The organism is Micromonospora sp. BRA006-A (assembly GCF_033433935.1).
Taxonomy (GTDB): Bacteria; Actinomycetota; Actinomycetes; order Mycobacteriales; family Micromonosporaceae; genus Micromonospora; species Micromonospora aurantiaca.
In genome coordinates this window covers 224,899-245,968 of sequence record NZ_JANCLW010000001.1, presented here as the reverse complement: position 1 = coordinate 245,968, position 21,070 = coordinate 224,899, and the positions used below count along the sequence as shown (strand labels likewise).

At 74.3% G+C, this 21,070-nt stretch carries 25 protein-coding genes; 19 read left to right on the top strand and 6 right to left on the bottom strand.

All coding sequences use genetic code 11. The features are described from left to right. Window positions 1-6 precede the first annotated feature (6 nt). Complete coding sequence (locus NMK34_RS01270) at window positions 7-492, bottom strand: carboxymuconolactone decarboxylase family protein (protein ID WP_194802153.1); 486 nt, start codon at window positions 490-492, stop codon at window positions 7-9. Between the two features lie 166 nt (window positions 493-658). Between NMK34_RS01270 and NMK34_RS01265 the strand changes: the two genes are divergently transcribed. Then, window positions 659-1,540: an RNA polymerase sigma-70 factor gene (locus NMK34_RS01265; protein WP_318331873.1), complete on the top strand. Its 882-nt coding sequence runs from the start codon at window positions 659-661 to the stop codon at window positions 1,538-1,540. A 26-nt stretch (window positions 1,541-1,566) separates the two neighbouring features. After that, the gene (locus NMK34_RS01260) at window positions 1,567-1,860 is read left to right on the top strand and encodes a hypothetical protein (protein WP_318331872.1); all 294 of its coding nucleotides are present in this window, start codon (window positions 1,567-1,569) and stop codon (window positions 1,858-1,860) included. A 7-nt stretch (window positions 1,861-1,867) separates the two neighbouring features. Here the strand turns inward: NMK34_RS01260 and NMK34_RS01255 are convergent, their stop codons facing one another. Then, window positions 1,868-2,641 carry an SAM-dependent methyltransferase gene (locus NMK34_RS01255; RefSeq protein WP_318331871.1) on the bottom strand — a complete coding sequence of 258 codons (774 nt, stop codon included), beginning with the start codon at window positions 2,639-2,641 and terminating at the stop codon, window positions 1,868-1,870. Window positions 2,642-2,756: 115 nt separating this feature from the next. Here NMK34_RS01255 and NMK34_RS01250 point away from each other — a divergent pair, with 115 nt between their 5' ends. Further along, entirely contained in the window at window positions 2,757-3,239 is a 483-nt protein-coding gene (locus tag NMK34_RS01250) for a hypothetical protein (protein WP_318331870.1), read from the top strand. On the opposite strand, the gene NMK34_RS01245 is transcribed toward NMK34_RS01250, so the two are convergent. Continuing rightward, window positions 3,212-5,587, bottom strand: coding sequence for a glycoside hydrolase family 65 protein (locus tag NMK34_RS01245; protein ID WP_318331869.1), 2,376 nt, complete (start codon window positions 5,585-5,587; stop codon window positions 3,212-3,214). The genes NMK34_RS01250 and NMK34_RS01245 overlap by 28 nt on opposite strands. 108 nt (window positions 5,588-5,695) lie before the next feature. Then, entirely contained in the window at window positions 5,696-6,472 is a 777-nt protein-coding gene (locus tag NMK34_RS01240) for an A24 family peptidase (protein WP_318331868.1), read from the bottom strand. A gap of 559 nt (window positions 6,473-7,031) precedes the next feature. On the opposite strand from NMK34_RS01240, the gene NMK34_RS01235 reads away from it, so the two are divergent. The 12 genes from NMK34_RS01235 to NMK34_RS01180 are packed head-to-tail and all read left to right on the top strand — an operon-like array spanning window position 7,032 to window position 15,974. Then, window positions 7,032-7,598, top strand: coding sequence for a hypothetical protein (locus tag NMK34_RS01235; protein WP_318331867.1), 567 nt, complete (start codon window positions 7,032-7,034; stop codon window positions 7,596-7,598). Beyond that, window positions 7,592-8,545, top strand: a complete 954-nt coding sequence (locus NMK34_RS01230; RefSeq protein ID WP_318331866.1) for a hypothetical protein — start codon at window positions 7,592-7,594, stop codon at window positions 8,543-8,545. The genes NMK34_RS01235 and NMK34_RS01230 overlap by 7 nt, the downstream gene beginning before the upstream one ends. Further along, window positions 8,542-9,210: an SAF domain-containing protein gene (locus NMK34_RS01225; RefSeq protein ID WP_318331865.1), complete on the top strand. Its 669-nt coding sequence runs from the start codon at window positions 8,542-8,544 to the stop codon at window positions 9,208-9,210. Before NMK34_RS01230 ends, NMK34_RS01225 begins: the two co-directional genes overlap by 4 nt. After that, complete coding sequence (locus NMK34_RS01220) at window positions 9,210-10,046, top strand: ParA family protein (RefSeq protein WP_318331864.1); 837 nt, start codon at window positions 9,210-9,212, stop codon at window positions 10,044-10,046. The genes NMK34_RS01225 and NMK34_RS01220 overlap by 1 nt, the downstream gene beginning before the upstream one ends. Beyond that, window positions 10,036-11,574 carry a CpaF/VirB11 family protein gene (locus NMK34_RS01215; protein WP_318331863.1) on the top strand — a complete coding sequence of 513 codons (1,539 nt, stop codon included), beginning with the start codon at window positions 10,036-10,038 and terminating at the stop codon, window positions 11,572-11,574. Before NMK34_RS01220 ends, NMK34_RS01215 begins: the two co-directional genes overlap by 11 nt. After that, the gene (locus tag NMK34_RS01210) at window positions 11,517-12,470 is read left to right on the top strand and encodes a type II secretion system F family protein (protein WP_412098841.1); all 954 of its coding nucleotides are present in this window, start codon (window positions 11,517-11,519) and stop codon (window positions 12,468-12,470) included. Before NMK34_RS01215 ends, NMK34_RS01210 begins: the two co-directional genes overlap by 58 nt. Then, entirely contained in the window at window positions 12,467-13,333 is an 867-nt protein-coding gene (locus NMK34_RS01205) for a type II secretion system F family protein (RefSeq protein ID WP_318331862.1), read from the top strand. The genes NMK34_RS01210 and NMK34_RS01205 overlap by 4 nt, the downstream gene beginning before the upstream one ends. A gap of 25 nt (window positions 13,334-13,358) precedes the next feature. Next, window positions 13,359-13,568, top strand: coding sequence for a hypothetical protein (locus NMK34_RS01200; RefSeq protein WP_013283462.1), 210 nt, complete (start codon window positions 13,359-13,361; stop codon window positions 13,566-13,568). After that, window positions 13,568-14,050: a TadE family protein gene (locus tag NMK34_RS01195; RefSeq protein ID WP_318331861.1), complete on the top strand. Its 483-nt coding sequence runs from the start codon at window positions 13,568-13,570 to the stop codon at window positions 14,048-14,050. The genes NMK34_RS01200 and NMK34_RS01195 overlap by 1 nt, the downstream gene beginning before the upstream one ends. Continuing rightward, window positions 14,047-14,520: a TadE/TadG family type IV pilus assembly protein gene (locus NMK34_RS01190; protein WP_318331860.1), complete on the top strand. Its 474-nt coding sequence runs from the start codon at window positions 14,047-14,049 to the stop codon at window positions 14,518-14,520. The genes NMK34_RS01195 and NMK34_RS01190 overlap by 4 nt, the downstream gene beginning before the upstream one ends. Continuing rightward, complete coding sequence (locus NMK34_RS01185; protein WP_318331859.1) at window positions 14,517-14,948, top strand: pilus assembly protein TadG-related protein; 432 nt, start codon at window positions 14,517-14,519, stop codon at window positions 14,946-14,948. Before NMK34_RS01190 ends, NMK34_RS01185 begins: the two co-directional genes overlap by 4 nt. 15 nt (window positions 14,949-14,963) lie before the next feature. Then, window positions 14,964-15,974 (top strand): LysM peptidoglycan-binding domain-containing protein, encoded by a 1,011-nt coding sequence (locus NMK34_RS01180; RefSeq protein ID WP_318331858.1) that lies wholly within the window; start codon window positions 14,964-14,966, stop codon window positions 15,972-15,974. A gap of 1 nt (window position 15,975) precedes the next feature. Here the strand turns inward: NMK34_RS01180 and NMK34_RS01175 are convergent, their stop codons facing one another. Beyond that, a complete protein-coding gene (locus NMK34_RS01175) occupies window positions 15,976-16,827 on the bottom strand; it encodes a Rieske 2Fe-2S domain-containing protein (RefSeq protein ID WP_318331857.1) in 852 nt (283 codons plus the stop codon). A 110-nt stretch (window positions 16,828-16,937) separates the two neighbouring features. Here NMK34_RS01175 and NMK34_RS01170 point away from each other — a divergent pair, with 110 nt between their 5' ends. Genes NMK34_RS01170 through NMK34_RS01160 form a run of 3 tightly spaced genes read left to right on the top strand, consistent with a single transcriptional unit; the run spans window position 16,938 to window position 18,377 of the window. After that, window positions 16,938-17,147, top strand: coding sequence for a type II toxin-antitoxin system VapB family antitoxin (locus tag NMK34_RS01170; RefSeq protein WP_030500628.1), 210 nt, complete (start codon window positions 16,938-16,940; stop codon window positions 17,145-17,147). Then, window positions 17,144-17,572, top strand: a complete 429-nt coding sequence (locus tag NMK34_RS01165) for a PIN domain nuclease (RefSeq protein WP_318331856.1) — start codon at window positions 17,144-17,146, stop codon at window positions 17,570-17,572. The genes NMK34_RS01170 and NMK34_RS01165 overlap by 4 nt, the downstream gene beginning before the upstream one ends. 40 nt (window positions 17,573-17,612) lie before the next feature. Beyond that, on the top strand, window positions 17,613-18,377 hold the full coding sequence (locus NMK34_RS01160; RefSeq protein WP_318331855.1) for a crotonase/enoyl-CoA hydratase family protein: 765 nt from the start codon (window positions 17,613-17,615) through the stop codon (window positions 18,375-18,377). Between the two features lie 4 nt (window positions 18,378-18,381). Here NMK34_RS01160 and NMK34_RS01155 read toward each other — a convergent pair whose 3' ends face one another. After that, window positions 18,382-19,866 (bottom strand): dihydrolipoyl dehydrogenase family protein, encoded by a 1,485-nt coding sequence (locus NMK34_RS01155; RefSeq protein WP_318331854.1) that lies wholly within the window; start codon window positions 19,864-19,866, stop codon window positions 18,382-18,384. 92 nt (window positions 19,867-19,958) lie between these two features. Between NMK34_RS01155 and NMK34_RS01150 the strand changes: the two genes are divergently transcribed. Next, window positions 19,959-21,059 (top strand): serine hydrolase domain-containing protein, encoded by a 1,101-nt coding sequence (locus NMK34_RS01150; RefSeq protein ID WP_318331853.1) that lies wholly within the window; start codon window positions 19,959-19,961, stop codon window positions 21,057-21,059. Window positions 21,060-21,070 lie beyond the last annotated feature (11 nt).

The window sequence follows — 21,070 nt, the reverse complement described above, 5'->3', positions numbered from 1 at the left end:
CCGTGCTCAGCTCATCGCCGCCGCGAACATGCCCGGCTCGTACGAGCCGCCGCGCTGGTGCACGAGCACCGCGAACCGGTTCGCCGCGTTGATCAGCCCGAGCAGACACACCAGCGCGGCGATCTGGTCGTCGTCGTAGTGCTTGCGCACCTGCTCCCACGTCTCGTCGGACACGCCCTGGTGGGCGTCGGCGAGCCGGGTGCCCTCCTCGGCGAACGCCAGCGCCGCGCACTCGGCCTCGGTGAACACCGTCGACTCACGCCAGGCGGCGACCAGGTTCAGCCGGACCGCGCTCTCACCCCCGGCCACCGCCTCCTTGGTGTGCATGTCGATGCACCAGCCGCAGCCGTTGATCTGGCTGGCCCGCAGCGACACCAACTCCTGGACGGTGCGGGGCAGCGACGACTGGTGGATCACCAGGCCCGCGCCGGCGAAGCGCTTCATGAACGTCGCCGAGACCGGGTTCTCGAACAGGTTGAATCGGGTCTGCATGGTGGCGCCCTCTCTGCTGGGGTGGTGTCTGACGACCACGAGATGCCGGGGACGCGTCCGGCGTGACGGCGACGCCGGGTGAGGACCGCCACAGCGACCCGATGTCACACGGCGGCGGCGGGCGGCGTCTGGTGGGGAACGGACCCGAGCGGCGAAGGAGTCAGTCATGGCGGACCCGGCCACCGAGGACTTCCTCGCGCACCGGAACCTGCTCTTCACCGTCGCGTACGAGATGCTCGGCTCGGCCGCCGACGCGGAGGACGTGGTGCAGGAGACCTGGCTGCGCTGGGCCGGCGTCGACCTCGACGAGATCCGGGACCGGCGCGCCTACCTGGTCCGGATCGCCACCCGGCAGGCGCTGTCCCGGCTGCGCACGCTGGGCCGGCGCAAGGAGTCGTACGTCGGCTCCTGGCTGCCCGAGCCACTGCTCACCGCGCCCGACGTCGCCGACGACGTGACGCTTGCCGAGAGCGTGTCGATGGCGATGCTGCTGGTGCTGGAGACGCTCACGCCGACCGAGCGGGCCGTGTTCGTGCTGCGGGAGGTGTTCGACGTCGGCTACGACGAGATCGCCGAGACGGTCGAACGCACTCCGGTCGCCGTGCGGCAGATCGCGCACCGGGCGCGGGCCCACGTCGCGGCGCGCCGCCCCCGGCGTACCGTCCCGGCGGCCGAGGCCCGCGACGCCCTGGACGCGTTCCGGCGGGCGGTCGAGACCGGCGACCTGGACGGGCTGCTCCGCGTCCTTGCCGCGGACGCGGTGCTGGTGGGCGACGGTGGCGGGATCAAGCAGGCGATCACCCGGCCGGTCACCGGCGGCGACAAGGTGGCCCGCCTGCTCGCGGGCGGCTGGCGCCGGGTCGCCGCCGTGGCATCGATGGAACCGGTGCAGGTCAACGGCTACCCGGCGCTGCTGGTACGCCTCGACGGTGAGCTGGACACCGTCGTCGCGGTACGCCTCGACGACGGCCGGATCAGCGGCCTCTACGCGGTGCGCAACCCGGAGAAGCTGTCCCACATGACCCGCGAGACGACGCTGCGCCGCTGAGCAGGCGATCGTGCGACGATCGGGCGATGAGCAGCGCCGCCTACCCCGACGTCAGCGCCCTCGCCATCAACGTCACAGTGCCGGAGGAGTTGCGCTGGACCGACACCCGGCGCGGCGAGGAGTTCACGCTGACCACGCTCAACGTCAGGCTGCTGCCGGACGGGCGTCTCGCCGCGAAGGCGTACGGCCGGCCCACAGCGGGTGGACGCGGCGCGTACGTGTCGTTCCGGGTGCCGGACCGGCCGGAACTGGCCGCGCTCGTGGCGGCGGCGGCCGACCGCGCCGCCGCGCTCTGGGCCGCGCACGACGGCCTGGACTGACCGCACCTCAGCGGCGGACGCCGACCCCGCCGTAGCCGTGCGACACCGCGGCCTGCGGCTCGCCGTCGGGCCGCCAGTCCGCCACCTTGACCAGGCCCGGCTCGACCAGCTCGTAGCCGTCCAGGAAGCGGGCCACCTCGTCGCGGGTGCGGGGCACGAGCGGGGAACTGCTTCGGCGGTAGATCGCGGTGCCCTGCTCGGTGGGCAGCGCCGGCAGGCCGTCCAGGGTGAGGTGGGACAGCGCGAGCACGCTGCCCGGCACTGTGGCGTCGCGCAGCGTCGCCACCGCCGCGTACGGGTCGTCGGCGTCCGGCACGAAGTGCAGCACCGCGAGCAGCAGCACCGCCACCGGCTCGCTCAGGTCGATGGTGTCCCGCAGCGTCGGGTCGGCCAGCAGCTCGCCGGGACGCCGCAGGTCGCCCTGGAGCACGACGGTGCGGCCGTCGGTGGGCAGCAACCGCCGGGCGTACGCGACGGCGACCTCGTCGTGGTCGACGTAGACCACCCGGGCGTCGGGGCGGACCGCGCGGACCACCTCGTGCACGTTGCCCTGAGTGGGCAGGCCGGCGCCGATGTCGAGGAACTGGCGTACGCCCTGCTCGGCCGCCCAGCGCACGACCCGGCGCAGGAACGCGCGGTTGCTCTGCGCGGCGACGCCGGTATCCGGGAAGATCTTCAGGATCTCCTCGGCGGCGGCCCGGTCGGCGGCGAAGTTGTGGCAGCCGCCGAGGTAGTAGTCGTACATCCGGGCGACATTGGGTCGGTTCTCAGCCTCCGTCACGCCTCGATGTCTAGCACTCTGCGCGACACACCGCTGACCCGTCGTGTCGACGGTCCAGCCGATCCCGGTCTCCACCTGGTACGACGGTGGGACACGCCGGCGCGAGGAGGTTCCGATGACAGGTGAACGGGAGACAGTGGAGGTCGAGCCGGCGGTGTTCCGCGCCGTCTACGACTCGCCCGCGTCACTGCCCGGGCGGCACCGGTGGACCACCCCGGAGGCGGACGTGCGGCGGCTGGAGAAGCTGCTGAACATGCCGGCGCGCAGCATCGGCGCGCCGCTGTGGGTCAGCGGCGACGAGCCGGACTGCCCGAAGTGCGGGCGGCGGGTCACCTGGTACGACATCGTCGCGTCCGCGCTGCACGGCGTGCACGACCACACGATGATCGCGCGGGTGATCCTCGGCGAGCGCAAGTACGTGAACACCGAGGTGCCGGACGCGATCGCCGGTGTCCACTGTGCCGACTGCCGCACCCCGATCACCGGGCTGCGCAGCTTCAAGTGCCACAACTGGGCGTACGCGTTCGAGGCGCTGGAGGAAGTAGTCGCCCGGATGTCCGGCCTGCCGGCTCAGTCGCCGCCGCCGGCCGCCTCCTGAGCGCGCCGTTCCGGACGGCGGCCGGGCGGAGCCTGCGGCTCGGGACCGGGGTCGGGCACCGGCGGCATCGGCCGGGTGACCGGCCCGTCACCGGTGACGCGGAGCTGTTCGCCGTGGTGCCACAGCTCCACCGCGTCGCCCGGCCCGGCGTCCGGCAGCTCGTAGCGGGCCTCCTGCGGCGTGAGCGTGACCCGCAGCCGGTGCCCGTGCCGGCGCAGGTGGAACGCCAGCCGGGTGATCGGTCGGGGTAGCCGCGGCTCGAACGCGAGCACGCCCCGGTCGTCGCGCAGCCCGCCGAAGCCCTGCGCCACCACCAGCCAGGCGCCGGCCAGGGACGCCAGGTGCAGCCCGTCGGCGGTCTTGTCGCCCAGGTCGGCGAGATCCTGGAACGCCGTCTCGGCGAACAGGTCGTACGCCAGGTCGAGGTGCCCGACCTCGGCGGCGAGGATCGCCTGCGCGGACGCCGACAGCGACGAGTCCCGGACGGTCCGGGCCTCGTAGTAGGCGACGTTGCGCGTCTTCTCCTCGGCGGTGAACTCCCCCGGGCAGCGCAGCATGGCCAGCACCAGGTCTGCCTGCTTGACCACCTGCTTGCGGTACAGCTCCTGGTAGGGGAAGTGCAGCAGCAGCGGGTAGTCGTCCTCGCCGGTGCCGGCGAAGTCCCACTCCGGCTGCGCGGTGAACCCGGCCGACTGCTCGTGCACGCCGCGCTTGCCGTCGTACGGGACGAACATGGCGTCGGCGGCGGCCCGCCAGCCGGCCACCTCGGCGGCGTCGACGCCGAGCCGCGCGGCCACCTCCGGGCAGCCCTCGGCGGCGTCGGCGGCACCGCGCAGGTTGCGCCGGGCCATCAGGTTGGTGAAGACGTTGTCGTCGACGAGCGCGGAGTACTCGTCCGGGCCGGTGACGCCGGTCAGGTGGAACGCGCCGCCGTCGTCGAAGTGGCCGTAGCCGTGCCACAGCCGGGCGGTCTCGATCAGCACCTCGGCACCGCACTCGGCGAGGAACGCGGTGTCGCCGGTGGCCGCCACGTACCGCAGCACCGCGTCGGCGATGTCGGCGTTGACGTGCAGGCCCGCACTGCCGGCCGGCCAGTAGCCGGAGCACTCCCGGCCGCTGAGCGTCCGCCACGGGTAGGTGGCACCGGTCAGGCGCAGCTCGGCCGCCCGCTCGCGAGCCTCGGGGAGGTGGGCGTGCCGCCAGCGCAGCGCCGAGCGGGCCAGTTCCGGCGCCAGGTACGTCAGCACCGGCAACACGTAGCCCTCGGTGTCCCAGAGCACGTGGCCGTCGTAGCCGTTTCCGGTCAGCCCCTTCGCCGGGATGGTCCGGTCGCCGTCTGCGCGGCCGGACTGGAGCAGGTGGAACACCGAGAACCGGACCGCGAGTTGCAGCTCCGGGTCGCCGTCCAGCTCGACGTCGGCGGTGGCCCACGCCGCGTCGAGCGAGGTGCGCTGCTCGGCGAGCAGGGCGTCGAACCCGTCGTCCCGGGCCGTGTCCGCCTCCGCGACGACCAGGTCGGCCAGCTCACCGGCCGGGGTGCCGTCGACGTCGGCGCACTCGTACGCGGCGAACCGGGTGACCCGGATCCGCTCGCCGGGGCGTACCGGACCGGACAGCGCCAGCCGGAACCGGTCGGCGGTCAGTTCGGTGGCGGTGGCGATCTCGTCGGGCGCCTCGACCCGGTGCGCGACGGCGACGGCGACCCGCTGGCCGCTGCGCCCGGTCCGGTGCACGAGCACCCCGTCGAGACCGTCGTCGCGGCGGATCTCGCCGGTGAGCGGGTCGTGGATCACCGAGGCGGCCCGAGGGTCGTCGGCGCGTTCCGGCACCCGCTGGTTGGCGAGCAGGTCGGCGCCGACCCGCAGCCGGACCGGCTCGTCCAGCGGTTCGACAGCCCAGTCGACGGCGGCGACCGGACGGCGGGTCAGCGAGACCAGGCGGGTGCTGCGGATCCGCACACCCCGGCCACCCGGCGAGACCCACTCGGTCTCCCGCCGGACCACCCCGGCGCGCAGGTCCAGCTCCTGGTGGTGCCGCCGGACCGTGCCGGTGCCCAGGTCCAGCGGCTCGTCGTCGACCCAGAGCCGGATCAGGGCGGCGTTCGGCGCGCTGATCACGGTGTCGCTGCGTTCCGGGAACCCGTATCCGCTCTCCGGGTAGGTCAGCTCGTGCTGCTCGTGGAACCCGTTGAGGTAGCTGCCGGGCATGCCGCAGGGCTCGCCCTCGTCGAGCGTCCCGCGCCAGCCCACCCAGCCGTTGGCGAGCGCGAAGACGGACTCGGTCTCGCCCAGCCGGTCCAGGTCCGCGCTCGTGCGCCGGATCCGCCAACCGTCGTCGCCGTGCGGCACGTGCCCTCCCGAGTCCGAAGCCTGGACCGCCACCGAACCAGACCCGGCTGGGAGGTGGCTGGGACTCCGGTACCCGTGGCGAACCCGCCCGCACCTGCGGGTGGCCGATCACACGGTGACGAGTACCAGCGTGGCGGCGGTGCCGAGCACCAGGAACGGACCGAACGGCAGGTGCCCGGACCAGCGGACCCGCCGGGCGGCGAGCAGCGCCACCCCGGCCGACCCGGCGAGCAGGAGCGCGAGCACCAGCCCGGCCACCAGCACCGGCCAGCCGTACCAGCCGAGCAGCGCGCCCGCGCCGAGCGCCAGCTTGGCGTCGCCGAGACCGAATCCGCGCCGCCCGAACAGCAGCGTGGTCGCGGCGAAGCCGCCGCCGAGCACCAGGGCGGCCAGGACGGCGCGTACCAGCGGGTCGACGCCCGGGCCGGTCAGCGCGGCCACCCCGAGCAGCGCCCACACGCCGGCGGCGGACGGCCAGGTGAGCCGGTCGGGCAGGCGGTGCGCCATCGCGTCCACGATCGTCATCGGCACCGCCCAGACCAGCCACCACGCCAGCGCCAGCCGCGCGGCGGGCGCGCCGCCGGCGAACACCGGCACGGCCACCGCGAGCAGCAACGCCACCTCCACCACCGCGGGCGCCGCGCCGACCCGGGCCCGGCAGGCCGGGCAGCGGGCGGCGGGGCCGAGCGCCGGCAGCGGCCGGCCCAGCCCGATCGGGGCGCCGCAGCCGTCGCACGCCGTCCGGTCCGGACACCCCGGCGGTACGGCGTAGCGCACCACCGCCAGCCGGAGCAGGGGTACGACAGTCAGGGCGGCGGCCAGCCGGGCGCTCGGACGGCGGGCATCGGCCACAGGTCCGGTACGCCGCACCCGTTCAGCCGTCATGCCGGATCCCCCGTCCGGTCGCCGTGCGTTCCGTCGTGGAGCACGCAGAGTGATTTATCGGTCGCGCGGATGTGACGGGGGAAGCCCGCGGCGGCGTGCGGCGCGACGCGCGACCGGCCGGGACGAGCCACGGCGTGAACCCCGCCGGACCGGCGGGACGGATCGGACGAGCGGCACGCTCCCCACCCATACCGGCGGCCCGTCGCCACCGCCGCGGCGCGTACGGGTGAGCACACACCAGCCGGCCCGGAACCCCGCCGAAGCCCGCTCGTCACCGTGGTGACACACACCAGCCACCACCTCCCGTCTTCACTCACCGTGTTCACGTGAATTGCCTCTGTTGCATCGGCGGACGTGAGCCTATGCTCGCCCCTTGGGTACGACGCAACCCCCGATCAATTGGCGTCGGAGGAGTCAGGGCACAGAATCCGCAGCGATCAGTACAGGTCAATACAAGTGATGGCGACGGGGGCCCGGAGTGACAGTTCCGGGCGCGCTTCCGCATGCCCGGAGCGGGTCGGCGTGATCGCCCCGGGCCGGCACCGAGGAGGGATCGGCGTTGCGCACACGGCAATCCCGCCGATGGGAAATCTTCCTGCTCAGCGTCACGCTGGTGGTCGGCTCGACCGGCTGCGGCACCGAGCCGGAGGCGGCCACCCGTCCGCTGACCGGCCGCGCCGCCGCACCCGCCGCCCATTCCAGCGCCGAGGAGAACGCGGCCGGAAAAGCGGCCCTGGCCGCCTATTCCGGCTATCTCGACGCGTCCCGGGCAGCCAGTGCGCGCAGCGATCCGTCCCATCCCGCTCTGACCCGTTTTCTGGCTGATCCGCTGCTGACTCGGGTCCGAATGGCGATTCTCGACGCGAAGGAGCACGGCGCGATGCGTACCGGGAAACTGCTCTCCGACCCCGAGGTCGTGTCGGTCGACCTGACCGCGCGCCCGCCCACCGTCGAGATCCAGGACTGCCTGGACGCGAGCGGCTACCGGCTCGTCTACGCCAAGGACCGCAAGGCCGTGCCCGGCACGCGCGGCGGGCGCTACCTGGCCACCGCCACGGCGGTCCGGTACCCGGACGGCCGGTGGCGCGTCAACGGCGGCGCCGCGCACCAGGACCAGCCGTGCTGACCTGGGGAGGAAGGGGTGTCCCGGCCCGGCCGGCCCGGGCCGGGACGCTCCGCCGGCTGCTGCTCGCCGCCGGCCTGGCCGCCCTGCTGACGCTCACCGGCGCACCAGCCCGCGCCGCCGACCCGGGCGGCTCGTGCCCGCCGGAACAGACCGACTGCGACGTCTGGGACGACGACCCCGGCACCCCCGGCGGACCGGGCGGACCGGGTGGCGGCGGGGACAACGGCGGCGGGGGCGGCAACGGCGGCGGTACGCCGAAGTGCCAGTGGAACGGCCGGGCCATCCCCTGCTACCACCCGATTCTCGGCTGGTTCAACAACGCCGACGGCTGCTACTACAAGCTCGAGGAGCCGCAGGGAGAAGCGCCTCCCGGCCAGCAGTGGTACCAGCTCACCTGCAACGGTGGCGACCTCGGCAGCCTGCGCCGGGCGCTTCTCGACGCGCCGCCGCCCGGCTACGGCGCGCCGCCGGACCCGGAGGAACTGGCCCGCCGTGCGCTTGCGTCGATCTCGCTGCTCCCGCCCCGCGCCGCCGTGGCGCCCCGGCGCAGCCAGGGCCCCGGCCTGGTCGGGCTGCCCGTCTGGATGTGGGCCAGCCCGGGCGAGGCGTACTTCGGGCCGCTGTCCGCGTCCGCCTCCGACCGGGGACTGACCGTGGAGATCACCGCGAAGGTGGACCGGATCGTCTGGCACATGTCCGACGACATCGACGTCACCTGCGACGGGCCGGGCACGCCGTACCGGGCCGACGGGCCGAGGGCCGGCTCCACCTCACCGGACTGCGGCCTCGACCAGGGCTATCCGGAGGCCGGCACCTACGAGGTGAGCGCCACGACGTTCTGGACCGTCGAGTGGTCCGGCGGCGGCGAGAGCGGCGTGATCGCCCAGAGCCGGTCCAGCGGTGTCGTCACGGTACAGATCAACGAGCTTCAGGTGGTGACCCGATGAGTGTCGTGGCAGCCCGCAACGGAACCCCGGTGGAGGCGCCGGTCGCGCCGCCGAAGGTGGTCCGGCAACGACGCGTCCGCCCCGGCCTGCTCGGCCTGGCGGTCCTGCTGATCGCCCTCGGCGGTCTGGGCGCCGCGTTCGCGGTCACCTCGGTCAGCTCCACCGGCACGTACCTGGCGGTGGCCCGGCAGGTCGACGTGGGACAGCAACTGAGCGCCGACGACCTGGTGCCGGTACGCGTCTCCGGCGGCCGGGAACTCCGGCCCGTCCCCGCCGACCGGATGGACGAGGTGCTGGGGTTGCGGGCGGCCGTCCGGCTCACCCCGGGCACGCTGCTCACCGAGGCGCAGCTCACCGAGGCCCCGCTGCTCGGCGCCGGTCAGCAGCAGATCGCGCTGGGGCTCGAACCCGAGCAGGTGCCGGCCCGCAAGCTGCACCCCGGCGACAAGGTGCTGCTGGTCAGCACGCCGTCGAACGCCACCGGCGGCAGTTCGGAGGCGTCCCGTGGCGGTGGCACCCGGTTCGAGGGCACCGTGATCGACACCGCCACGCCGCAGAACGGTGACGTGGTGGTCTACCTGGCGCTTGCCGTACGGGACGTGCCCGCTGTCGTGGCGCTCGCCGCCGACGACCGGATCGCGCTCGTGCTCACCGAGGCGGCCTGATGGCGATCATCGCCCTGGTGTCGGCGAAAGGTTCGCCGGGCGTCACCACCGCCGCGCTCGCCGCCGCGCTGAGCTGGCACCGGCGGCTCGTGCTGGCCGAGTGCGATCCGGCGGGCGGCTCGATCCTCGCCGGATACCTCGGCGGGGCGCTGGACGGGCCGCGCGGCATCGGTGAGCTGGCGGTGGGCGAGCTGCGCGACGGCAGCCTGGAGCACGCGTTCTGGTCCCAGCTGGTCGACCTGGACGCGCCCCGCCGCGAGCGGCTGCTACTGCCCGGCGTGGTGGACCCGGCCCAGGCCGGCAGCGTGATCCCGCTCTGGCAGCGCTTCGCCGACTACTTCACCGGGCTGGAACGGGGCGAACCGCCGTACGACGTACTGGTCGACTGTGGCCGGCTCGCGGTGGGCGGTCCACCGTGGCCGCTGCTGCGGGCCGCCGCGGTGGTGCTGCTCGTCACCCGCGCGCACCTGCCCGACCTCTCCGCGACCCGGGCCACCGCCCGCGCGATCGAGCGGGACCTCACCGAGCACCGCGTACCGCCCGGCACGCTGCGCCTCCTGGTGGTCGGGGACGGGCACGGGACCAGCGAGATCAGCAAGGCGCTGCGGCTGCCGGTGATCGCCCGTCTGCCGCACGACCCGCGTACCGCCGAGGTGCTAGCCCACGGCGGCACCGTACGGGCCAATCGGCCGCTGATGCGCGCGGCCGGCGCCCTGGAGGTGCCGGTACGGGCGCTGCTGGACCGGCGGCGCGCCCGGCTGGCCTGGCCCGGGGCGGCGGCCACACCGCGCGCGGTGACCGCGCCGAGCGTGCCGGGGGTGTCCGGTGCGGTTTGAGCCGGTCTCCCACGACCCGCGCGTCCAGCAGCCGGGCGTCGTCTCCACTGTCCCGCCGCTGGCCCCGCCGAACGGGCGGCACCACGTACCCGGTCCGATGCCCGCCGCGCCCCCGCCACCGCCACGCCCCCGTGTCGACTTCGCAGTGGTCCGCGAGCTGCGCCGGGAACTGAGCGAGCGGCTCACCCACTGGCAGCGCGGACGCGAGTTCGACGCCGACGCCGAAGAGGTCGAGCGCGCCCGGCTGGCGGTAGCCGTGGTGTCCGCGTACGCCGACTCGGTACGCCGGGCCGGCACGCCGATGGCCGCCGACGAGGAACGCCTGCTGCTCGACCAGGTGACAGCCGAACTCGTCGGGCTGGGCCGGCTCCAGACGCTGCTCGTCGACGACAGCATCGAGGAGGTGCACATCCTCGGCTGCGACCAGGTGCGCATCACCCGGCACGGCGGGGGCGTCGACTGGGCCGAGCCGATCGCCGAGACCGACGACGAGCTGGTCGAGATCCTCCAGGCGGCGGCCCGCCGGGCCGGTGCCACCGAGCGGTCGCTGTCCACCTCGAAGCCCACGCTCGACCTGCAACTACCCGACGGCAGCCGGCTCGCCGCCGTGTTCCTGGTCAGTCACCGCCCGTACGCGGTGATCCGCAAGCACAACACGCTCGAAGTGAGCCTGGAGGACATCGCGGGCGGCCGGCCCGACCTGGACGAGATGATCGATCCGCTGCTGCGCGACTTCCTCCGCGCGTCCATGCGGGCCGGGCTGAACATCATGGTCGCCGGGCTCGCCGGGGCCGGGAAGACCACAGTCATCCGCGCGCTGATGGACGAGATCCCGGCCGACGAGCCGTACGTGCTGCTGGAGGAGAGCCGGGAACTGCTGCCGGCCCGGCGCGGGCACAAGCACCGGGCGGTGATGAGCTTCGAGTCCCGGGAGGGGCACGGCGAGCGCGGCGCGGACGGGCGGCCGGCGGGTGAGGTCAGCATCGCCGACCTGATCCCGGTGTCGCTGCGCATGGGCGTGCTGCGGATCATCGTCGGCGAGGTGCGGTCCCGGGAGATCGTGCCGATGCTCCAGGCGATGACCACCAGCCGCGGGTCGATGTGCACCATCCACGCGCGTACCCCCTCGGGGGTGAGCGAACGCATCATCGAGCTGGCGCTGTCCCACGGCCGGGAGATGACTGTCGACCAGGCCCGCCGGATGGCGGGTAACGCGCTCGACCTGATCGTCTACGTGACGGTCGAGGACGAGACAGCGATCGGCGGCCGAAAGCACCGGTTCGTGTCGCACGTCGAGGAGGTCATCGGCGTCGGCGAGGGCAACCGGATCACCACGACGACCGTCTTCGGCCCCGGTCCGGACGGCCGGGCGGTCCCCCGCCACCTGCCCGAACGCATCCGCGACCAACTGCTGCGCGTCGGCTACGACGCCCGCCTGCTCACCCGGTTCGTCGAGGCCGGCATGGGCGCGTGGCGGCGGCCCCGGCACACCCGCCTCGGGGCACGGCCGAGCGGAGGAACGGCGTGACGCAGATCGAACTGATCGCCCTGGTCTCCGGCGCCGCCTGCGTGGCCGGGCTGGTGCTGACGGTCGTCGCGCTCGTCGGCACCCGCCGGCCGCCGGGTCCGGCACCAGGTACCGGGCCGGGCCTGAGCCGGCTCTGGACCGGCTCCGGCGCGAGCCGCGCCGACCAGCGCCGCTACCAGCTCCTGCTCGGCGCCGCTGTGGTCGCCGGGGCGGCGGCGTTCCTGCTCACCGGGCTGCCGGTGGTCGGCCTGCTGGTGGCGCTCGCGGTGCCGGGCGTGCCGTGGCTGTTCGCGGTCGGCCGCGCCGAGCAGCGGGCCATCGCCCGGGTCGAAGCCGTAGGCGAGTGGACCCGCCGGCTCAAGGACATCTCGGCCACCGGCCAGGGACTCCAACAGGCGATCATCGGCACCATCGCCACCGCGCCGGAGGAGATCCAGGAGGAGGTACGCACACTCGCCGCCCGCCTCCAGGCCGGCTGGCTGGCCCGCTCCGCCCTGCTCGCCTTCGCCGACGAGATCGCCGACCCGGTCGCCGACCAGGTGGTGGCCGCGCTGATCCTGCACCTCACCGACCGGGGCGAGCGCCTCGGCGACGTGCTCGGGTCGATCGCCACCGCCGCCTCGGCCGAGGTGGCGACCCGGCGCGAGGTCGAGGCGAAGCGCACCCAGCCCCGGTTCGCGGTCCGCTTCCTCACCGGCATGACGCTGGCGACGCTCGCGTACGGGCTGGTGAACAGCGACTACATCCGTCCGTACGGGACGGTGACCGGTCAGCTCGTGATGGCGGTGCTCGGCGCGGCGTTCGTCGGCCTGCTGGTCTGGGTGCGCTCGATGAGCCAGCCGCCCCGGCCGGCGCGGTTCCTGCCGGCGCCCGACCTGGAGGAGGCGATCGCATGAGTGCACTCAACTGGCAGCTGGCGATCGCGGTGCTCGGCGGGTGCGCGGTCGGGCTCGGGCTGTTCCTCGTCGTCCGCGAGACGCTGCCGGCCACCCCGGCGCTCGGCCCGGCGCTGCGCCGGCTGCACCAGCCGCCCGGCCAGGCCCCGGCCGCCGGCGCCGGGCCGGACTGGCTCGGTGGGTTCGCCCGCTGGCTTCGCCCGCCGCACCGGCAACTCGCCCTGCTCGACCGCACCCCCGAGCAGTACGCGCTGTCCGTGCTGCTGTCCGCGCTCATCGGCTTCGCCACCCCGGCGGTCGCCTCGGCGGTGCTCTTCGTCGGCGGGGTGGCGCTGCCGGTGGCCGTACCGGTGGTGGCCAGCCTGGGCCTGGCGCTCGGTGCCGGACTGCTGGCGCACCGCGCGGTCCTCGCCAAGGCGGACGCCGCCCGGGACGAGTTCCGGCAGGCGGTCTGCACCTACCTCGACCTGGTGGCGTTGCAGTTGTCCGCCGCGCACGGCCCGGTGCAGTCGCTGGAACGCGCGGCGGCGGTCTGCGACGGCTGGGTCTTCGACCGGATCCGGGAGGCGCTGCGGCTCGCCCAGCTCCAGATGCATTCGCCCTGGGACGAGTTGCAGGAGCTGGCCGAGCGCATCGGCATCCCGGAGCTGGGCGACGTGGGCGCCATCATGCGCTCCTCCGGCAGCGAGGGCGCCCAGGTCCACGAGACGTTGCGGTCCCGCGCCGACTCGCTGCGCGACCAGATCCGTACCGACAACCTGGCCCGGGCCGAGGGGGTCACCAGCAAGTTGGACATCCCCGGCTCGCTACTGGTGTTCGTCCTGCTCGGCTTCGCCGTCTATCCGTTCCTCGCCCGTCTGTGAACCCACCTTCGAGAAGGAGACGACCATGCACCTCTACGCCTACCTGTACGTGGCGGTGAGCACCCGCCTCGCCGAGCTGCGCCGGGACTCCGAGCGCGGCGACAGCCCGGTGCCGACCGCGGTGATCATCTTCGGCCTGGTCGCAGTGGCCATGGCGGTCACCGGGCTCGCCCTGGCCAAGGCGAACAACTGGATGAACGCCATCCCGAACAACACGGCGCCGCAGGCCCCGTGATGCCCCGCCCCGCCCGTACGGCCCGGAGCCGGCCGGCGCACGCCGGCCGGCCCGCCGGTCCGCCCGGCCCGGGGCGGATCGCCGCCGCCCTCCGCGCCCGCCTGGCCGAGGGCGAGCGGGGCGCCAACCCGGTCGAGCTGGCCGTGGTGATGCCGGTGATCCTGGTGATGCTGTTCGGCTCGATCCAGGTCGCCGTCTGGTTCGTGGCCCGGTCCACAGCGCTCAACGCCGCGCAGACCGCTGTGAACGCCCAGCGCACGATCGACGCCGGGCCGGACGCCGGCCGGCAACGGGCGATCAGCTTCCTGCAACAGTCCGGGGACTGGCTGGTCGACTGGGAGCAGACCGGCCCGACCTGCGTCGAGAGCGCCACCGGCGTCACCTGCACGGTGCAGGGACGCTCCCTGTCGGTCATCCCGGGCGTCTCGTTCGAGGTCACGCAGACCGCGCACGGCCCGGCCGAACGCTGGACCACCGGATGAGCGCCGGGGCGCGGCGGGACCGGGGTTCCGTCTCGATCGAGGTGGCGGTGCTCGCGCCCGCCTTCATCGGGCTGATGGTGCTGGCCGGGGTCGCCGGGCGGACCGCTGTCGCGGACGAGGCGGTGGAGTCGGCCGCCCACGACGCCGCCCGGGCCGCCTCGCTCGCCCGTAACGCCGACGACGGTGCGGAGGCCGCCGAGGCGGCGGCCTGGGACCAGCTCGGCTGGGCGGGACTGAACTGCACCGGCCAGCCCCAGCTCGATCTCGCGGGCTCGGTGGCCGGGACGACGACGAGCTTCGCCGCCGCGTACCAGAGCGCCGCGGGCGTGCCGGCGACCGTGACCGTCACGGTGACCTGCACCGTCTCCTTCGACGACCTGAGCGCGCCCGGCCTGCCCGGCGTGCCGGGTGGCAAGACCGTCTCGGCGAGCTTCACCTCGCCTCTGGACACCTACCGGAGTCGCGGATGACCGGGCGGCGCGAGGCGGAGAACGGCCGGGTGAGCCTGTTCCTGGCCGTGGCGATGACGGGCGTACTGGCGATCATCGGCCTCGCCTACGACGGCGCGGGTCAACTGCGCACACTCCAGCGCGCGGACAACCTGGCCGCCGAGGCGGCCCGCGCCGGCGGCCAGATGATCGACCGGGCGCGGGCCATCGAGGGCGGCCCGAAGCAGATCGACCAGGTCGCCGCCCGCGCCGCGGTCGCCGCCTACCTGAACGCCGCAGGCGGCGTCCAGGACCACGACGTCGACTTCCCCGTGGTCGGCACCGAGACCCAGATCCGGGTGAGCGTGCAGATCACCTACAGCCGGAACCTGCTGAGTCTGTTCGGCGTGCAAGAGACCGCCACCGTCACCGGTGAGGCCACCGCTCGGGCGCTCACCGGACCACCGTAGGAAGGGAAGGCCGCCATGGGCGCACCCCGACGCTCCCCCGTCCGCCGCGCCGGCCAGGTTCTCACCGGCCTCGGCGCTCTCGTCGTGCTCGTCGGCGTGCTGGCCGGCGGGCCGGTCGCGCTGCTGGCGTTCGCCGGCAACCCGCTGCCGGATCACCTGCCCACGCTGGCCGAGGTCGGTACGGCGTTGACCAGCCGCGACGACGGTCGACTGTTCCTGCGCGCGCTGGCGGTGGTGGGCTGGTTCGGCTGGGCCACGTTCGCGTTCTCCGTCGTGGTGGAGTTGCTCGCGGCGGCGGTACGCCGGCCGGCGCCGAAGCTGCCCGGCATGCACCGTCAGCAGAAGGCGGCAGCCGCGCTCGTCGGTTCGGTCGCGTTGATCCTGGTCGCGAGCCCGGCCGCGGCGAGTGCCGCCGCGCTGACCGCCCCGCAACCGGCGGTCGCCGCTTCTGCCGTCACCGCGCCGAGCCGGGTCGCGCCGCCGGCCCCGGTCGCGTCGAAGGCGGACGACCCGGCCGTGTACCGGGTGGCGAAGGGCGACTACCTGGGCGAGGTGGCGGATCGCTACCTGGACGACTTCGACAGGTACAAGGAGCTGGCCCGGCTGAACCGGCTCGCCGACCCGGACCGCATCCGCCCGGGTCAGCTCATCACGCTGCCCGATGGCGCGACGGATTCGGGTGCCCGGCGGCACGCCGCCGGACGGATCGTGGTCACCAAGCCGGCCGAGACGGCACCGGTGAAGCCGGGTGGCGGCGGCGCCTCGTCGACCACCCCGAAGGCGAAGCCGAAGCCCACCCCGCGGGACGCGACGCCCACGGTGGAGGCGCCGGTCGGTCAGCCGCCGGCCATGTCGGCGGGCGCGTCCCGGGCCACCGCCGAGGAGGGCATCAACCGTCCGCTCGCCATCTCGGCGGTGCTGGCCGTGGCGAGCATCGTCGGCGCGCAGATCGGCGCGCTGCTCGGGTTGCGTAAGCGGCCGGTGCCGGCCCGGGCGCTGTCCAGCGGGCGGCACCGGCGGGACTGACTCAGGGCAGCCGGGCCTCGACCCGGCCGGACACCACGCGGGTGGGCAGCACGACCTGGTCGTTGGCGGCCGGGCCGTGCACCACCTCGCCGCCGTCGAGCCGGAACGCGCTGCCGTGCCAGGGGCAGACCACACAGGCGTGGCCGTCGACCTGCTCGATCGTGCCCTCGCCGAGCGGGCCGCTCTGGTGCGGGCAGCGCTCCAGCATGACTGTGACGTCGTCGCCGTCCCGGTAGAGGATCACCGAGACGTCGTCGATCTTCTTGGTGACCAGTTCGTGCCGGGGCAGGCTGCTCAGGTCGCCGACCCGGTGCCAGCCGTCGCTGATCAGGTGCAGCTCGGAGACGCTCTGGCTGGCCTGGGCACCCTGCTTGTACGCGAGGTGCCCACCCAGGTACGCCCCACCGCTCGCGGCGGACAGCCCCAGGTAGGACAGCGTCCGGCCGAGGCCGTGCCGCCCGTTGAGCCGGGCCGCCAGCGAGCCGGCGAACAGCGCCAGGCCGACCGTGTTGGCGGCGGCGTGCACCAGCCCGACCCGGCGCTGGTCCCGGGAGAGCGTGGCCCAGTCGTTGAGCCCGGCGACCGCCGCGGGCAGCGCGCTGACCGTACCGAGACCCACCAGGGCGGTGGCGGCGCGGCGCTGGCCGGGCAGCAGGTCCACCACGGCGGCGGAGATCCAGGCGCCGACCGGCACCTGCACCATCGCGGGGTGCAGCGGATGGCCGAGCCACACGCCGTGCAGCGCGTCGCGTACCCGCTGGGAACGCAGCGTGCCCTGGACGGCGCGTTGCAAGCGGTCACCCACCCGGTCGAGACCGGTGGCCTGTTCGATCTTCGTCAGTAGTTCGCGCACCTGTTCCGACTTCCCGGCAGGAGAGCCCCCAAACCGGACGCCCCGGAATTCCCGCGCACGGCATCCCCGCTGGATATACTCGGGCGGCCGACCGTATATAGGGAGCCGCGATGACCAAGATCCTGGTGGACGTCGACGACGAGGCGCTGGCGGATGCCGCCGAGGCGTTCGGCACGAAGACCAAGAAGGACACGGTGAACGTCGCTCTCCGCGAGGGCGCGGCGCGACTGCGCCGCGCCCGGGCGCTCGCGGAGCTGGCGGAGCGCGGGCAGGCCGGTGACTTCGACGAACTGCTCGACAAGGGCGCCTACCGCTCGTGAAGCTGGCCGACTACCTGATCGACACCAGCGCCCTCGTCCGGCTCCTGCGTGATCCCGACGTGCTGGCTCGCTGGGATCAGCAGGTGACCGCCGGCCTGCTCGCCGTGTGCCCGCTGATCGAGCTGGAGTTCCTCTACACCGCCCGGTCCGTCGCCGACCGGACGCGCCTGCTGGCGGAGCAGCTCCGGGTCGCCTTCAGCTGGGTGACGATGCCGGACCGGATCTACGAGCGCGCCGCCGAGATCCAGGGCGAGCTGACCGCGCGGGGGACGCACCGCTCGGCCGGCGCGGTCGACCTGCTCATCGCCGCCACCGCCGAGTACCACGGGCTCTCGCTGCTGCACTACGACCGGGACTTCGACCAGGTCGGTGCCGTCACCGGCCAGCCGATGCGCTGGCTGGCCCGGCCCGGCACGATCAAATAGGCCGTAGCCGCGACAGCGCCGTCGCGGGCATGCTGGGCCCATGGGGGTACGCGTCGAGCACGCCGGTGCCGTGACCACTGTGATCCTGGACCGGCCCGAGGCACGTAACGCCGTGGACGGGCCGACCGCACGAGCGCTGGCCGACGCGTTCCGCGCATTCGACGCCGACCCGGACGCGGCGGTGGCGGTGCTCTGGGGCGCCGGTGGCACGTTCTGCTCCGGCGCCGACCTCAAGGCCGTCGGCACGCCGCGCGGCAACCGGGTCGAGCCCGACGGCGACGGGCCGATGGGCCCCACCCGGATGCGGCTGTCCAAGCCGGTGATCGCCGCGATCTCCGGGTACGCGGTGGCGGGTGGGCTGGAGCTGGCGCTCTGGTGCGATCTGCGGGTCGCCGAGTCGGACGCCACACTCGGCGTGTTCTGCCGACGCTGGGGCGTACCGCTGATCGACGGCGGGACGGTCCGGCTGCCCCGGCTGATCGGGGAGAGCCGCGCGATGGACCTGATCCTCACCGGCCGCGCGGTGGGCGCCGACGAGGCGTACGCGATGGGTCTGGTCAACCGGCTGGTCGCGCCGGGTGAGGCCCGCGCGGCGGCCGAGGAGCTGGGCGCCGCTATCGCCCGGTCACCGCAGACGTGCCTGCGCAACGACCGGGCGGCGGTACGGGACGGCGCGGGGCGGCCCGAGCCGGAGGCGATGGCGACCGAGCTGGCCTACGGCCTGGAGTCGCTGGCGGTGGACGGGGTACGCGGCGCCGGCCGGTTCGCCGACGGGGCCGGCCGGCACGGTGCGCCGGCCGGCTGAGGCGTCACTTCAGCGCGCGCAGGGCGTCGGAGATGGCGCGGTGGAACGTCGGGTACGCGTAGATCATGTGCCGGAGCTGGCTGATCGGCACCGCCGCGTGCACCGCCACGACGAGCGCGGAGAGCACCTCGCCGCCGGCCGGTCCGGCCGAGGTGGCGCCGATGAGGACGCCCTGGTCGGCGTCGGCGATCAGCTTGATGAACCCGGCGTTGCCGGTCTTGTGGATCCAGCCGCGGGCCGACGAGGTGAGGTCGGCGTACCCGATCTGGACGTTGACGCCGCGCTCGCGGGCCTGCTGCTCGGTGAGGCCGACCGCGCCGACTTCCGGGTCGGTGAACGTGACCCGGGGCAGCGCCCGGTAGTCGGCGACCGGGACGCTGCCGGGCGCCGCTGCCGACCCGCCCGCGCTCATCGCGCCGCCGACCGCGCTGACCACCCCGGCCGCGCCGCCGACCACACTCGCGGTGCCGCTGGCATCAGGGCCGCCCTTGGTACGCCGCATGTGGTCGAGCACGTCGGCCACCACGATGCCGGCCTGGTACATGGCGATGTGGGTGAACGCGCCCTCGCCGGTGAGGTCGCCGACCGCCCAGATCCCGTCGGTGACGTGCATCCGGTCGTTGACCGGCAGGTAGCGCTGCCCGGCGTCCACCCCGACCGTTTCCAGGCCCAGCTCCTCCAGGTGCGCCTTGCGGCCGGTCACCACGAGCAGCTTCTCGCCGGTGAACTCGGCGCCGTCGGCGTACACGGTGAACGCGCCGCCGTCGTGGCCGACCCGGCCGGCCTTGACCCCGGTGTGGATCTCCACCCCGTCCGCGCGGAGCGCGTCGGCGGCGAGCGCCGACGCCTCCGGCTCCTCGACGGCGAGCACCCGGTCGGCCGCCTCGATGACAGTCACCCGGACGCCGAACCGGGCGAAGACCTGGGCGAGTTCCAGCCCGATCGCGCCGCCGCCGAGGACCAGCAGTGACGCGGGTAGTTCCTCGACCTCGATGGCCTGGTGATTGGTCCAGTACGGCGTGTCTGCCAGCCCGTCGATCGGCGGGACCGAGGGCCGGGTGCCGGTGCCGAGGACGACCCCGTAGCGCGCCTGGAACACCTGGTCGCCGACGCGCACCCGGTTCGGGCCGTCGAGCCGCCCGCTGCCCCTGACGAACCGGCCGCCCTTGCCGGTGAAGCGGTCCACCGCCACCTTGTCGTCCCAGGTGTCGGTGGCCTCGGCGCGGATCCGCTTCGCCACCGGCGCCCAGTCGGGCCGCACCTCGGCGGACCCGGCCAGCTCGTTGACCCGATGCGCCTCGGCCAGCGCGTTCGCCGCCCGGATCATCATCTTGCTCGGCACGCACCCCCAGTAGGGGCACTCGCCGCCGACCAGGTCCCGTTCGATGCCGACCACGGTGAGGCCGGCCTCGGCGAGCCGCCCGGCCACCTCCTCGCCGCCGACGCCGAGCCCGACCACTACTACGTCCACCAGTTCCGGCTCCGCCATTCCGCAAGCATTCCGTACCTTCGGGACACCGGCCACCGCACCGGGCCCGAATTCCCGCGCTCGTCACGAACGCGACCGCCTACCGTGGCCGCATGCACACGCGCTTCACCCCGGTCCGGGACTGCTTCCACGATCTGTTCGCCACCGGCCGGGAGACCGGCGCGTCGCTGGCGGTGTGGCACGACGGCGTACCGGTGATCGAACTGGTCGGCGGCACCACCGCTGCGGTCCCGCCCGGCGCTGTCGTACCGGTTGCCGGGGCGGACCGGCCGTGGCGACCGGACACGCTCGTCGACGTCTACTCGACCGGCAAGCCGGTGGTCGCGCTCTGCCTGCTGCTGCTCGTCGACAGGGGCCGGGTCGACCTGGACGCGCCGGTCTCGGTGTACTGGCCGGGGTTCCGCAGCCCGGCCACCGTCCGGCAGGTGCTCGCCCACACCGCCGGGCTGCCTGCCTTCCCGGTGCCCCGGCCCGCCGCCGCGATCGCCGACTGGGACCTGCTCTGCGCCGACCTGGCCGCGGCCGAGCCCGAGTGGACGCCGGGCACCGTCGCGGCCGAGCACGCCTGGACGTACGGGCACCTGGTGGGCGAGCTGGTCCGCCGGGTGGACGGACGCTCGGTGGGCCGGTTCCTGGCCGAGGAGATCGCCGGACCGTGGCGCCTGGACCTGGCCTTCGGGCTGGGTGAGGCCGCCCGGCGGCGGTGCGCCGACCTGTCGTACGCGGATCCGGCCTGGCCGGACACGATGCGCGGCGAGCCGGGCTCGTTGCGGGCGCGGGCGCTGGACAACCCGCCGGGCGGGCGCGACGTCGCGATGGTGAACAGCGACCTGTGGCGGGCCGCCGAGATCCCGGCGGTGAACCTGCACGCGACCGCCGCCGGGCTCGCCCGGCTGTACGCGGGCCTGCTCGCCGGCGGCACCCTGGACGGGGTACGCCTGTTCAGCCCGGAACTGGTCACCGAGGCGACGCGGGTGCAGTACAGCGGACCGGATCTGCTGCTGGACCGGCCGGTGGACTGGACACTCGGCATGCAGTGGGAGCCGGACGGCAGCTGGGGCATGGGCGGGATCGGCGGCAGCAGCGCCTGGGCCGACCCGGAACGCGGCTACACCTTCGCGTACGCGACCGCCCGGCTGGCCGACCACGACCGCGTGGAGGAACTGGTCGAGGCGTTGCACTCCTGCCTCTGACTGTCGGTCAC